Raw genomic sequence first — 13,324 nt, 5'->3', positions numbered from 1 at the left:
ATCATTGGTAGCAGCATCCATCGTGAGCCCTATTGTTTGCGCCATGCTGTCATACCAGGCTTCCGGGTCACGAACTGTCAGGATAACCTTTGCATCAGGGTAGTGGTCACTCACTTCGCGCCAAAAATGCGCCGTTGGCCAATCGACCGCGGAAAGATAGCCGGCATATGCCGCATCCCAGGTCGGGAGTTGTCCCTGGCCGGCGGCGCGCCACAGCGCCTTCTGCTCGGGATTGGCGTGGACATCTGCCATGTGATGACACGGCCCGAACCTAAGATGCTCCAACGCGAGCTTCAGCGAATATGTGCCAGTGCGACCCATGCCTGCGCCAATGACATATAGAGCCATGAGCACCCCCCGACGATTTCAATTGGTCAAAATACTGCTATTTCCTTTACTTCGCTATATGTTTTGAAGGTCAGCTCCCGGTCGAACTCGGTCATTCAGGGTGATTGGGTTTGATCTTATCCCGCAGCGCGGACAGGCTCTTCTTCCTGGAAGGCGGCGAGCGCCGCCTTCAGCCCATCCGGCCCGGTTGCGACAATCTGCGGCGACGGCGAAAAGCCGGCGCCGAGCATCTTGCGGCCAAGCATATGGTCGCCGGGCCGGTTGACCGATTCGATGCCGAGCAGCCGGCTTCCAGCGTAGTGATAGATGGAGAATTTGTTCTCGGCCACGTCGCCCAGCACGATATGGCTGTCGCCGCCCGCAATCAGGCCGACCATCTGCAGCTTCATGTCGCCGATGTCGGACCAGAACCACGGCACCGCCGAATAATTGTCGGCATGGCCGACGATGGTGCGCGCGGCAAGCCGCGCCTGGTCAGTGGCGTTCTGCACCGATTCCAGCCGCACATCGCCGCCTGTGAACCAGTGCCGGTAGGAAGCGGCGTCGCCGATGGCGAGGATTTCAGGCACCGACGTGCGCATCTGCTGGTCGACGCGGATACCGTTGGCGATGGCAATGCCGGCGGCTTCGGCCAATTCGACATTCGGCACGACGCCGATGCCGATGACGACCATCTGCGCCGGCAATCTCTCGCCGGATGAGGTGATTGCAGCCGAAACACGGCCGTTCTCGCCCTCCAGCCGTTCGATGGTGGTGCCGGCAAGGACGCGCACACCGGTCGCTTCCAGACGCTGGCGCACATGGCTGGCGATGACCGGCGCCACCGCGCGGCCGAGCAGCCGGTCGACCGCCTCGACCACCGTAACCTTGCGGCCGGCCGCGGTGAGCGTTGCGGCAATCTCCAGGCCGATGAAGCCGCCGCCGAGGATGACGACCTCCTCGCTTTGCACGCTCAGTTCGCGGATCAGGCGGGCATCACTGAGCGAGCGCAGCGACACAACGCCAGAAAGCTCCGAACCCGGCAGCGGCAGCAGGCGCGGCCGCGCGCCGGTGGCGAGGATCAGCCGGTCGAACGGCAGCACGCCACCGCCCGATATCTCCAGCCCGCGACCGCCGACATCGATCCTCTCGATCCGGAGGCCCGGCCGGTAGTCGATGCTGCTGCCGGTATAAAAAGGCTCGCCGCGCAACGGCTGCGGCTTTGCTTTCTGATCCTTGATGAAGGTCTTCGACAGCGGCGGCTTGTGGTAGGGCAGTTCGTTTTCGTCACCGACGAGGATTACCGGGCCGTCATAGCCCTCCTCGCGCAGGCTGGCGGCCGCTTGCACGCCCGCATGACCCGCACCGACAATGACAACCCCGTTCTTCATAACAGCCCGATTTCTCATCCAAATCTAGGACGTCCCGCCAAGTGGCGATTGCCTGGCGCCGCCGCAAGAGTGCCGATCCGGGTCGCACCCGGAACGGCCGCCTGTCAATCGCGTTCATACGCCGACATTCCCGATATATCGGTGTTAAAGTTGACAGTTCTAGTTTAGAATAATTCTAAACTATTGTTTCAATTGAATTTTTTCTCAGACACCAGTTGACATCCAGCGTCTTCGCCGTTTTATGGAAGCTCGCGCGTCAGCGCATCCCTTTGATGTCTGGGCCTTGAACCCTTTCGATTGGAGGCATTTCGGTGTCTTTCTTCCGCGAACCGCGCGATGGCGCGATCTTTTTTTGCCCGCTGGCAGCTGCCCGCCGCGGCGCCTGCCGTCGGCCGCCACCCATGGCGCCGGCATTTCACTGATTCCCGAGGAGAGACAGTCATGAGAACGATGATCACGGCGCGATATGGCAGCAGGCTTGCGGCGATCGGCGCCACCGCGATGCTCACGGCGGCGGTGTTCGTGCTGCCGGCCAAGGCGCAAACCGATGCCAAGGCGGTCATCAAGACCTATTCCGACATTGCGCTCGCCAAATACGGGGATTCGCTGATTACGGCTGAGGCGCTCGACAAGGCTGTCGATGCGCTGCTCGCCAAGCCGTCGGTGGAAACTCTGAACGCCGCCCGCGAGGCCTGGAAGGCATCGCGTGTCCCCTATCAGCAGACCGAGGTCTATCGTTTCGGCAATGCCATCGTCGACGACTGGGAGGGCAAGGTGAATTCCTGGCCGCTCGACGAGGGCCTGATCGACTATGTCGCCAAGAGCTATGGCACCGAGTCGGATGCCAACGCGCTCTACACCGCGAATGTGATCGCCAACAAGTCGATCGAGATCAACGGCAAGAAGGTCGACGCCACCAGTCTGACGCCGGAATTCCTCTCCGGCACGCTGCAGGAGGCCGGCGGCATCGAGGCCAATGTGGCGACCGGCTATCACGCCGTCGAATTCCTGCTGTGGGGCCAGGACCTGCACGGTACCGGTCCGGGCGCCGGCGAGCGGCCCTATACCGATTACGACCTTACCAATTGCACCGGCGGCAATTGCGACCGTCGCGCGCAGTATCTGAAATCGGCGAGCGACCTTTTGGTTTCCGATCTCAAGGACATGGTCAACGACTGGAAGGAAGGCGGCGCCGCCCGTAAGAACCTTGTCGATGGCGAGCCGAACGCCGCCATTTCGACCATCTTCACCGGCATGGGCTCGCTGTCCTATGGCGAACTCGCCGGCGAGCGGATGAAGCTCGGCCTCTTGCTGCACGATCCGGAAGAGGAGCACGATTGCTTCTCCGACAACACCTACAACTCCCATCTCTACGACGCCATCGGCATCCGTGCCGCCTATCACGGCAGCTACACGCGGCTTGACGGCACTGTCGTCGAGGGGCCGTCGGTGGCCGACATGGTCAGGCAAGCCGACCCGGCGATCGACAAGGAACTGTCGGGCAAACTGGATGTCACCGTCGCCAAGATGGAGGCCATCAAGGCGCGGGCGCTCGCCGGCGAGGCCTATGACCAGCAGATCGGAGAAGGCAACACGGACGGCAATGCCACCGTGCAGGCGGCGATCGACGCGCTGGTCGATCAGACCAAGTCGATCGAGCGCGCCGTCGGCACCCTGAAGCTCAATGCCATAGCCTTCGAGGGCTCGGACAGCCTCGATTCACCGGATAAGGTGTTCCAGTAAACTATCGAAACCACCAGCCACGCGGCGCAATTGGCGCCGTCAGCCAGAGCGACAAATGCTGATCTGCCATTGCAACATCATCACCGAAAAGGAGATAGAGCAGACGATCGTCGGACTGCTGGATGAGGACCCCTGGCAGCTTATCGTGCCGGCGAAGGTCTATCATGCCATGCACAAGCGCGGTCGCTGTTGCGGCTGCTTCCCAAATGTGGTCGAAACGATCATTCGGGTCACCGAAAATTACCACGCCCGCTCGGCGGCGAGCGGCGTGGACATCGTTTCACATCTGGATCGCGTCAGAGGCCTGCGCGTCCAATACGGGAGCAGAACCCATGAAAGGCGAACAGCAGATCATAGAGCGGCTTAACGAGGCTCTGTTTCTGGAACTTGGAGCGGTCAATCAGTACTGGGTGCATTTCCGGCTGCTGGAAGACTGGGGATACGCCAAGCTGGCAAAGAAGGAACGCGCTGAATCGATCGAGGAAATGCACCATGCCGACCGGCTCGTGGCGCGTATCATCTTCCTCGAGGGCCATCCGAACCTGCAGTCCGTGGCGCCGCTGCGCATCGGGCAGAATGTCAAGGAAGTGCTCGAATCCGATCTTGCCGGCGAATATGACGCGCGCACCGCCTACAAGCGTTCGCGCGAGATTTGTAATGAAGCAGGCGACTACGTGACGATGAAGCTGTTCGAGGAATTGCTTACTGACGAGGAAGGTCACATCGACTTCCTCGAGACGCAACTCGACCTGCTCGCCTCGATCGGCGAGGAAAAATACGGCCAGCTCAACGCGGCATCGGCCGACGAGGCGGAATAAGGACATGCGGGAATGCGGCGCCCCCTAGATTTCTTGCGCCGCTTGCGGCCGGCCGAAGATTGCGGCCTGCCGCCTCAGAAGAAGCCGCGATACGGAATGGTTCGCGCCGCTTTTCTGGCCGTCGTGGCGACGCTTACCGCCTCGGCTCTGGCCGGCGCGCCGCAACCGGCGGGCCTTGCCACCAGCCGCACCGATCTGACGCCGAAGGATTTGGCGCGCGTTATCGCCATCACCAGGCCAACCAGCGATTTCTCCAAGCCCGAGCAATTCGAGCTGATGCAGGGCGGCGCCGGCACCTCGAAGAAGGACGTCAACAAGGACGCCTTCTCGCAATCCTCCGCCAACATCAGCTTCGAGGAAGAGGGCACGTTCAAGCTCGGCAACGCCATTTTTCGCAAGAACTGGGTGTCGTCGCCATCCTCGACACAGGCCTCGGATGGGCTTGGTCCGCTGTTCAACGAGCGCGCCTGCCAGAACTGCCATCTGAAGGACGGCCGCGGCCACCCGCCGGAAGGCGACAGCGGCACCACCTCGATGTTCCTGCGCCTGGCACGGCAAGCCAGCACCGAGGAGGAAAAAGCCGCGCTCGCCGATCACAAGGTGCTCAACTTCCCCGACCCGGTCTATGGCACGCAGCTGCAGGAATTGGCCGTTCCTGGCCTGCGGGGCGAAGGCAGGATGCGTGTCGACTATCAAGACGAGAAAGTAAAATTGGCGGACGGCAGCGTGGTGTCGCTGCGCAAGCCCAGCTATTCGGTCGAGGGCCTTGCCTACGGGCCGCTCGATCCACGCACCACGCTGTCGCCGCGCATGACGCCGCCGATGATCGGCCTTGGCCTGGTCGAGCAGATCGCTCCGGCCGACATCCTTGCCCATGCCGATCCGGCCGACCGCGATGGCGACGGTATTTCCGGCAGGCCCAACATAATACGCGACGGCAGCAGCGGCGAGCTGACGCTCGGCCGTTTCGGCTGGAAGGCGCAGGCCGCATCGATCCGCCAGCAATCGGCGGACGCTTTTGCCGGCGATATCGGCATTTCGACGCCCGAGGTGCCGAAGCACTGGGGCGATTGCACCTCCGGAGAAAAGGCCTGCCTTGCCCTACCCAACGGTGTGCAGGACCGCCTCGGTCCGGTCGAAGCGCCGCCGCCCGTCATGGACCTCGTTACCTTCTATTCGCAAAACCTTGCCGTGCCGGCCCGGCGCGACCTCGACAGACCGGACGTGCTCGTCGGCAAAAAACTGTTCTACGATATGGGCTGCATCTCCTGCCATACGCCGAAATTCGTCACCCGTCGCGGCACCCCGAACAAGGCGCAGGCCTTTCAGCTGATCTGGCCTTATTCCGATTTTCTGCTGCATGACATGGGGCCGGGTCTTGCCGACGGGCAGGCGGTGGGCGAGGCCACGGGAAGCGAATGGCGCACGCCGCCACTGTGGGGCATCGGACTCACCCAGACGGTCAGCGGCAACACCTTCTTCCTGCATGACGGGCGCGCGCGCAGCCTGGCCGAGGCGATCCTGTGGCATGGCGGCGAGGGGCAGAAGGCGCGTGACCGCTTTGCCGCAGCCGATGCGGCCGACCGCGATGCGCTGATCAAGTTTCTGGAGTCGCTCTGATGCCGAAGCGTCTTGCGCTTGTTCTTGCTCTCACGCTGGTCTTCGCCGCTGCACTGCCGGCGTCTGCGGCGGTGAAAGCTTCGGACGTGATCCAGCGGGCGATCGACGGCTTTGTCCGCCCGGCCTATGCCAGGCTGCATGATCATGCGGACAGCTTGACCGGGGCAATGCACGCGCTTTGCCAGGCGCCCTCGCAAGACAATCTCGATGCGGCACGCGCCGAATTCTCGGGTCTCGTGGATGCCTGGTCGGTGGTGGAAATCATCCGTTTCGGGCCGATCGCCGAAAGCAACCGGCTTGAGCGCATGCTGTTTTGGCCGGACCGCAAGAGCATCGGCCTGAAGCAGGTGCAGGCAGCACTTGCCGGCAAGAATCCGACAGCCGCCGATTCGGCCCAGCTGGCGACAAAGAGCGTCGCCATGCAAGGGCTCGGCGCACTGGAATTCCTGCTCTACGGCGACGGCGCCGATCGATTGGCCGGCAAGGACGACGCCTATCGCTGCGCCTATGGCGCGGCCATTGCCGGCAATGTCGAGACAATCGCCGGCGAGGTCAGCGACGCCTGGAATAAGCCCGGCGGCTTTGCGGCGCTCTGGGGCAATCCGGGTCCGCAGAACGCGCTCTATCACGACGGCACCGAAGCGGTGACCGAACTGGTCGGCGTCTTCATCAACGAGCTGGAAATGGTCCGCGACGTGCGCCTGAAAGGCTTCCTGGGCGCCAAGCCGGAGGCCGACAAACCGAAACAGGCGATCTATTGGCGTTCGCAAAACACCGCCCGCTCGCTGACCGGGAATCTGGCGGGCATGGACGCTCTGTTCCAGGCCTCGCAGCTTGGCGATGCGTTGCCGCCCGACGCGCGCTGGATGGCGGGATCGGTCCACATCCAGCTGACCAACGGGATCGAGGTCGCAAAGACGATCAGAGGTCCGACCGACAAGGCACTTGCCGATCCGGCGCTGCGCCGGAAGCTCGACTATTTCGCACTGGTGACATCCAGCCTGACGACCCTGATCGGCACCAGGCTGACTGCCGAATTCGGCCTGACCGCCGGGTTCTCGTCACTGGATGGCGACTAATTATGCGCACGCCGCTGATCGATCGGCGCGATTTCCTGAGGGCCGCAGGCGCTGGCTTCGTAGCGGCGATGGCGCCGTCGGCCTGGGCAAAGACGCTCGACGCCGACGCGGTCTTCGCCACCGCTTTCGTCAAGCGCGACGGCAGCTATGGTGCGGCCATCCTGTCCGAGGCCGGCAAGCTTCTGTATTCGATCGATCTGCCCGACCGCGGCCACGACGTTACCTTCGATCCGGTGTCGAAGCGTTCGGTGGTGTTTGCCAGGCAGCCGGGCACCTTTGCTGTCGTCTTCGACCACACCGGCCGCGATGAACCGCAGACCATTGCCAGCGTTGCCGGCCGGCATTTCTTCGGCCATGGCGTGTTTTCGGCCGACGGTGCGCTGCTCTACGCCACCGAGAACGATTTCGATAACGCCGCCGGCGTCGTCGGCGTCTATGATGCGCATGCGAAGTTCAAGCGGATCGGCGAATTCCCGACCTACGGCATGGGCCCGCACGAGCTTTTGCTGCTTTCCGACGGCAGGACGATTGCCGTCGCCAATGGCGGCATCGAAACGCATCCGGATTATGGCCGCGCCGAGCTCAACGTCGCGACGATGAAGCCCTCCTATGTGCTGGTCGACCGTCTCACCGGCGATCTGATCGAAAAGCACGAATTGCCGCCGGCGCTGCACCAGCTGTCGATCCGCCACATGGACGCCGACCGGTCCGGCACCGTCTGGTTCGGCTGCCAGTACAGGGGGCCGGGCACCGATCGCCCCCCGCTGGTCGGCCGCGCGGCGCGCGGCAAGGAATTGCAACTGCTCGACATGCCGCAGCATGTGCTCTCCGGCTTCAGGAACTATATCGGCTCGGTCGCCGCCAACCCGGTCGCCGGCACGATCGCCGTGTCCTCGCCGGAGGGGAATTCGCTTGCCGTGATCGACGCGGCCAGCGGGCGCATCGTCGCCACCAAGGCGCTGGTCGAGGTCTGCGGCGTGGCGCCCGACGGGAAAAGCTTCATGGCGACGACGGGCGCCGGCGAGATCGTCGAACCAGGTGGCGCGACCCGTTCCGAGCCGGACTATGTCTGGGACAATCACGTGCTGCGCATCGACCAGATCGGCTAGTGCCGGCACCGGTTTGTGGCAGTTGCGTTCGTCGAAGCTTACCTTTCTGGACTCGGATCCGAGCAAAGTTGCCTGACGGTCTATGCATTATTCCCTTGCGGGGATCAGCCTTGGCGGGCACAGGGAACTTTGTGTTGAACCTGTCTCAACCGGCCACCATGAAGTTGCTTGCCATCGACTGTGCTGCCAATCTCTGCGCCGCCTGCGTCTACGACGCGGCGGCTGGGAAGGAACTCGGCCGTTCGGTGTTCGATCTCGGCAAGGGCCATGCGGAACATTTAATGGCCGTGATCGAGGGGGCGTTGAAGGCGGCCGGAACCGATTATGCCGGCCTCGGCGCCATTGCCGTTTCCACCGGTCCGGGCTCCTTCACCGGTCTGCGCGTCGGTGTCTCGGCGGCGCGCGGCCTGGCGCTGGCGCTGAAAATACCGGCGATCGGCGTGACGACTCTGGAAGCACTGGCGGCGCAAGCGAGAGCGACGTTTCCCGGCCGCGCCGTGCTCGCCGCGCTCGATGCAGGGCGCGAGGAAATCCATGCGGCACTTTATGATGAAGCATCCGTTTTGATTTACGGTCCCTCGGTGACCACCCTTTCACAAGCCGCCGCCATCGCGGTTGACAGATCTGCGGTTCTTGCCGGCACGTCGACATCGCAAATTGCCGCCTCGGTCGGGCGCGCCTTCGACGTCGGCGCGACGGCGGCCACCGCCGACATTGCCGTCTATGCCCGGCTGGCCGCCGCCCAAGGTGCCGGTAAAAAGGGCGAGGGCGAAAAGCCGAAACCGCTCTATCTGCGCGGCGCCGACGCAAAGCCCCAGGCAGGCTTTATCCTATCGAGGCAAAAAAACTGATGCGCATTCCCTTCCTCCAGTCGCGCCGCAGGGACTATGCGCTCGAGCCGCTGACGGTTGCTGACAGCGCGGCCATGTCGGTGCTGCATCGCGAGGATTTCGCGCGGCCGTGGACCGACGACGAATTCGCCGCACTGCTCGAGCAGGACACGGTGTTCGGCTATGCCGCGCGCGAGACCGGACAGGGCGCCAAGCCGCCGCTCGGCTTCGTGCTGGCGCGCCTGGCGGCCGGCGAGGGAGAGATCCTGACTGTCGCGGTGGCACGTTCGCATCGGCGCCGGGGGCTCGGCTGGCAATTGATGGATGCGGTGCTGCGCGAACTGCACGCACAGCGCGCCGAGGCGCTTTTTCTTGAGGTCGACGAGACCAACGTTGCCGCGATCGCGCTCTACCGTCGGCTCGGCTTCCGCGAGGTCGGCAAGCGCGCCAACTATTACAAGTCGCCGGAGCACGGCCCGACCGGCGCGCTTGTCATGCGCCGCGATCTTCGTTAGCCAAACGTCGGGGTGGTGCGGATGATCGGAAAAATCAGGATTTTCCTGGCGCTGGGGTTGGTTGTCCTCGGCTCGCTGATGCTTGTGCCGCTGCAGATAGTGTCGATGAGGACCGGGCTCTGGCGCGAGACCTTCATCCTGAAAATCTGGCACAGGATGATTGTCAGGACGTTGGGGCTGCGCATCCATGTCAAGGGCTCTCTCTTCGAACAGCGCCCATTGCTGGTTGCGGCCAACCACATCTCCTGGACCGACATCATGGTGCTGGGGTCGATGGTCGACGTGACGTTCATCGCCAGGGCCGACATGGCCGGCTGGCCGTTGATCGGCATGCTGTCGAAGCTGCAGCGCACCGTATTCATCGAGCGTGAGCGCAAGCGTTCGTCGGGCGACCAGGCGAGCGAGATCGCCGGTCGCATGGCCAAAGGCGACGCCATGGTGCTGTTTGCCGAAGGCTCGACCGGCGACGGCAACATGATCCTGCCGTTCAAGAGCACGCTGTTCGGCGCCGCCACAATGGCGATTGCGGAAGGGGCGGCCGAAAAGGTCTTCATCCAGCCGGTGGCGGTCGTCTATACGCGCCTGCATGGCGTGCCGCTTGGCCGCCGGCATCGGCCGGTTGCCGCCTGGATCGGCGATGAGGAGCTGATGCCGCACCTCAAGGTGCTGATGGCCGAGGGCGCCCTCGACGTCGAGGTGCATTTTGGCGAGGCGATCGCTTTCTCCAAGGGCTCCAGCCGCAAGGAAACGGCAAAGCAGATGGAACGCCAGGTGCGCGAGATGGTACAGGCGGCGCTCGCCGATCCGCGCCCAAGCCGGTAATCCGCGCAGGTTCCAGCCAGATTCGTCTGTTTTTTGTCAGGAAAAGGCGCTAGAAGCCGCGAAATGGAATTGAACACGATAGAACGCGACGACATCGGCGCTGCCGCCGCCGACCTGGTCGTTCCGCCTGCCGCGACCAGAAAGGTCTTCGTCAAGACCTATGGCTGCCAGATGAACGTCTACGATTCGCAGCGCATGACCGATGCTCTGGCGGCCGACGGTTATGCCGCGACGGACGCCATCGGCGAGGCCGATCTGGTGCTGCTCAACACCTGCCACATCCGCGAGAAAGCGGCGGAAAAGGTCTATTCCGAACTTGGGCGCATCCGTGAGATGAAGGCCGAGCGTGCGAAGGCCGGGCGCGAAATGCTGGTTGGCGTCGCCGGCTGCGTGGCGCAGGCCGAGGGTGCCGAGATCATCCGCCGCTCGCCGGCCGTCGATCTGGTCATCGGTCCGCAGACCTATCACCGGCTGCCCGGTGTGCTGGCGAGGGCGCGCGGTGGCGAAAAGGTCGTCGAGACCGACTATGCCGTCGAGGACAAATTCGAGCATCTGCCGCAGCCGAAGCGCGCCGAACTGATCAGGCGCGGCGTGACGGCGTTTTTGACCGTTCAGGAAGGCTGCGACAAGTTCTGCACCTTCTGCGTCGTGCCTTATACGCGCGGCTCGGAAGTATCGCGGCCGGTGGCACAGATCGTCGCCGAGGCCGAGCGTCTGGCGGATGCCGGCGTGCGCGAGGTGACGCTGCTCGGCCAGAACGTCAATGCCTGGCACGGGAGGGGCCAAAACGGCGAGGAATGGGGCCTTGGCCGGCTGCTGTACAGGCTGGCCGAGATTCCGGGCCTGGCGCGGCTGCGTTACACGACCAGCCATCCGCGCGACATGGACGATGAATTGATCGCCGCCCATCGTGATTTGCCGACGCTAATGCCCTATCTACATTTACCGGTGCAATCCGGCTCCGACCGCATACTCAAGGCGATGAACCGCAGGCATATGGCCAAGGACTATCTGACGTTGATCGATCGCATCCGCGCCGCACGGAGCGATATTGCACTGTCGGGCGATTTTATCGTCGGCTTTCCCGGTGAGACGGAAGCCGATTTCGAGGCGACGATGCAGTTGGTCAAAGACGTCAACTATGCCTCGGCCTTTTCGTTCAAATATTCGCCGCGCCCCGGCACGCCGGGCGCCGAGATGAGCGATCACGTGCCGGAGGCGGTCAAGGACGAGCGCCTGCAGCGACTGCAGGCGCTGCTTCTGAAACAGCAGCAGGATTTCGGCACCAGCCTGGTCGGCAGGACCATCGACACGCTGATCGAGAAGCCGGGCCGCCAGGCCGGCCAGAAGGTTGGCCGCTCGCCATGGCTGCAGCCGGTTATTGTTGATGAAATGGCCGGCGAAATCGGTGACATTATCCAGGTACGAATCACGAAGACGGGCTACAACAGCCTGTTCGCCGAATTGGCCTGAAGGCCTCGGCAGATGAGGAGAGACGGTTGAGCGCTGCTGAAGTGAAGAACCTGCCCCAGAACCTACCCTCGGGGGCCTCGGATATGGTGCACATCGTACTGACTTTCGACAACAACAAGCTTGCCAGCGCCCTTTACGGCCAGTTCGACGAAAATCTGGCCAGGCTCGAGCAGAAGCTCGGCGTCGACATCCGCTCGCGCGGCAACCAATTGACCATCAAGGGCTCTTCCTCGGCCGCCGAGCAGGCACGCCGCGCCTTGGACAATCTTTATGGCATTCTGCAGAAAGGCACCGATATCGGCCAGTCCGATGTCGACGGCGCCGTGCGCATGGCGATCGCCACCGACGACCAGCTAACGCTGCCGACGCTGGAGCGCAAAGGCAAGGTGTCCGCCGCCCAGATATCGACGCGCAAGAAGACCATCTATGCCCGCTCGCTGAACCAGGACGCCTATATGCGCGCGCTGGAGCGGTCGGAACTCGTCTTCGGCATCGGCCCGGCCGGCACCGGAAAGACCTATCTGGCGGTGGCGCATGCGGCAATGCTGCTCGAACGCGGCATGGTCGAACGCATCGTGCTGTCGCGCCCCGCGGTCGAGGCCGGCGAACGGCTTGGCTTTCTGCCGGGTGACATGAAGGAGAAGGTCGATCCCTATCTGCGGCCGCTCTATGACGCGCTCTACGACCTGATGCCGGCCGACAAGGTCGAGCGGGCGATTGCCGCCGAGGTCATCGAGATCGCGCCGCTGGCGTTCATGCGCGGCCGTACGCTGGCGCACGCTGCCGTCATCCTCGACGAGGCGCAGAACACCACGCCGATGCAGATGAAGATGTTCCTGACCCGGCTCGGCGAGAATTCGCGTATGATCGTCACCGGTGATCCGACCCAGATCGATCTGCCGCCAAACACCAAGTCCGGTCTGGTCGAGGCACTGAGAATCCTCGACGGCGTCACCGGCATGGTGACGGTCCGCTTCAACGAGGGCGACGTCGTCAGGCATCCGCTGGTCGCCGAGATCGTCAAGGCCTACGACCGTGACGGCAAGCTGGCCAGGGGCTTGGGTGTCGAAGGCTGATTTGATGATGCGGCCGCATGGCTGAGGAGCAAAAGGCGGGGGGGCAGCTTCCCGTCGAGATCGATATCGCGATCGAGGCGGGCGATTGGCCCGACGAGACGATGCTGACGCGGCTGGTCGACCGCGCGGTGGTGGCCGCCTTTACCGAAACCGGTGCGGACGGGCGTTCCGAGCTCAGCATCGTCTTTTCCGACGATGCCCATATTCGTACGCTCAATGCCGGCTGGCGCGGCAAGGACAAGCCGACCAACGTCCTGTCTTTTCCAGCTTTTCCGTTTGCGAGGGGCGGGCCTCTGCCGCCGATGCTGGGCGACATCGTGCTGGCCGCCGAGACTGTCGCGCGCGAGGCGGCACTGGAAGACAAGCCGGTCGAGGACCATATCTCCCATCTCGTTATCCACGGCCTGCTGCATTTGCTGGGCTACGATCACGAAACCGACGCCGAAGCGGAATTGATGGAAGCGACAGAGCGCGCAGCACTTGCGAGGCTTGCCATTCCCGATCCCTACACGTAATTACAA

The 13,324-nt window shown here is 63.3% G+C and carries 14 protein-coding genes; 12 read left to right on the top strand and 2 right to left on the bottom strand.

What is annotated here, in order from left to right; genetic code table 11:
* Positions 1–348, bottom strand: a 348-nt coding sequence (locus NKJ08_RS13590; RefSeq protein WP_352781979.1) for a sulfotransferase family protein, incomplete at its 3' end; no start/stop codon positions are given.
* Between the two features lie 116 nt (positions 349–464).
* Entirely contained in the window at positions 465–1,718 is a 1,254-nt protein-coding gene (locus tag NKJ08_RS13585; protein WP_352776158.1) for an NAD(P)/FAD-dependent oxidoreductase, read from the bottom strand.
* 450 nt (positions 1,719–2,168) lie between these two features.
* Between NKJ08_RS13585 and NKJ08_RS13580 the strand changes: the two genes are divergently transcribed.
* The 12 genes from NKJ08_RS13580 to ybeY all read left to right on the top strand — a co-directional run bounded on the left by NKJ08_RS13580 (position 2,169) and on the right by ybeY (position 13,318).
* Positions 2,169–3,461, top strand: a complete 1,293-nt coding sequence (locus tag NKJ08_RS13580) for an imelysin family protein (protein WP_352776242.1) — start codon at positions 2,169–2,171, stop codon at positions 3,459–3,461.
* Between the two features lie 55 nt (positions 3,462–3,516).
* Positions 3,517–3,828 (top strand): (2Fe-2S)-binding protein, encoded by a 312-nt coding sequence (locus tag NKJ08_RS13575; RefSeq protein ID WP_023676882.1) that lies wholly within the window; start codon positions 3,517–3,519, stop codon positions 3,826–3,828.
* Positions 3,794–4,279, top strand: coding sequence for a bacterioferritin (gene bfr / locus NKJ08_RS13570; protein ID WP_023719581.1), 486 nt, complete (start codon positions 3,794–3,796; stop codon positions 4,277–4,279). The genes NKJ08_RS13575 and bfr overlap by 35 nt, the downstream gene beginning before the upstream one ends.
* Positions 4,280–4,375: 96 nt before the next feature.
* Positions 4,376–5,899, top strand: a complete 1,524-nt coding sequence (locus NKJ08_RS13565; protein WP_502896017.1) for a di-heme oxidoreductase family protein — start codon at positions 4,376–4,378, stop codon at positions 5,897–5,899.
* Positions 5,899–6,978 (top strand): imelysin family protein, encoded by a 1,080-nt coding sequence (locus NKJ08_RS13560; RefSeq protein ID WP_352781978.1) that lies wholly within the window; start codon positions 5,899–5,901, stop codon positions 6,976–6,978. Before NKJ08_RS13565 ends, NKJ08_RS13560 begins: the two co-directional genes overlap by 1 nt.
* 2 nt (positions 6,979–6,980) lie before the next feature.
* Positions 6,981–8,087 carry a DUF1513 domain-containing protein gene (locus NKJ08_RS13555; RefSeq protein WP_352776154.1) on the top strand — a complete coding sequence of 369 codons (1,107 nt, stop codon included), beginning with the start codon at positions 6,981–6,983 and terminating at the stop codon, positions 8,085–8,087.
* 158 nt (positions 8,088–8,245) lie between these two features.
* Positions 8,246–8,938: a tRNA (adenosine(37)-N6)-threonylcarbamoyltransferase complex dimerization subunit type 1 TsaB gene (gene tsaB, locus NKJ08_RS13550; protein WP_352776240.1), complete on the top strand. Its 693-nt coding sequence runs from the start codon at positions 8,246–8,248 to the stop codon at positions 8,936–8,938.
* A complete protein-coding gene (gene rimI, locus NKJ08_RS13545) occupies positions 8,938–9,432 on the top strand; it encodes a ribosomal protein S18-alanine N-acetyltransferase (RefSeq protein WP_352526683.1) in 495 nt (164 codons plus the stop codon). Before tsaB ends, rimI begins: the two co-directional genes overlap by 1 nt.
* A gap of 21 nt (positions 9,433–9,453) precedes the next feature.
* Positions 9,454–10,254, top strand: coding sequence for a lyso-ornithine lipid O-acyltransferase (gene olsA / locus NKJ08_RS13540; protein ID WP_352776152.1), 801 nt, complete (start codon positions 9,454–9,456; stop codon positions 10,252–10,254).
* A 63-nt stretch (positions 10,255–10,317) separates the two neighbouring features.
* Positions 10,318–11,727: a tRNA (N6-isopentenyl adenosine(37)-C2)-methylthiotransferase MiaB gene (miaB, locus tag NKJ08_RS13535; protein ID WP_352776150.1), complete on the top strand. Its 1,410-nt coding sequence runs from the start codon at positions 10,318–10,320 to the stop codon at positions 11,725–11,727.
* A gap of 83 nt (positions 11,728–11,810) precedes the next feature.
* Positions 11,811–12,803 (top strand): PhoH family protein, encoded by a 993-nt coding sequence (locus tag NKJ08_RS13530; protein ID WP_502906334.1) that lies wholly within the window; start codon positions 11,811–11,813, stop codon positions 12,801–12,803.
* A gap of 17 nt (positions 12,804–12,820) precedes the next feature.
* Positions 12,821–13,318: an rRNA maturation RNase YbeY gene (ybeY, locus tag NKJ08_RS13525; protein WP_352526688.1), complete on the top strand. Its 498-nt coding sequence runs from the start codon at positions 12,821–12,823 to the stop codon at positions 13,316–13,318.
* Positions 13,319–13,324: the final 6 nt, after the last annotated feature.

Origin of the sequence: Mesorhizobium sp. M0244 (assembly GCF_040321795.1) — a bacterium.
GTDB lineage: Bacteria > Pseudomonadota > Alphaproteobacteria > Rhizobiales > Rhizobiaceae > Mesorhizobium.
The sequence above is the reverse complement of the archived record's forward strand: the minus strand, read 5'-3'. Positions and strand labels throughout refer to the sequence as shown.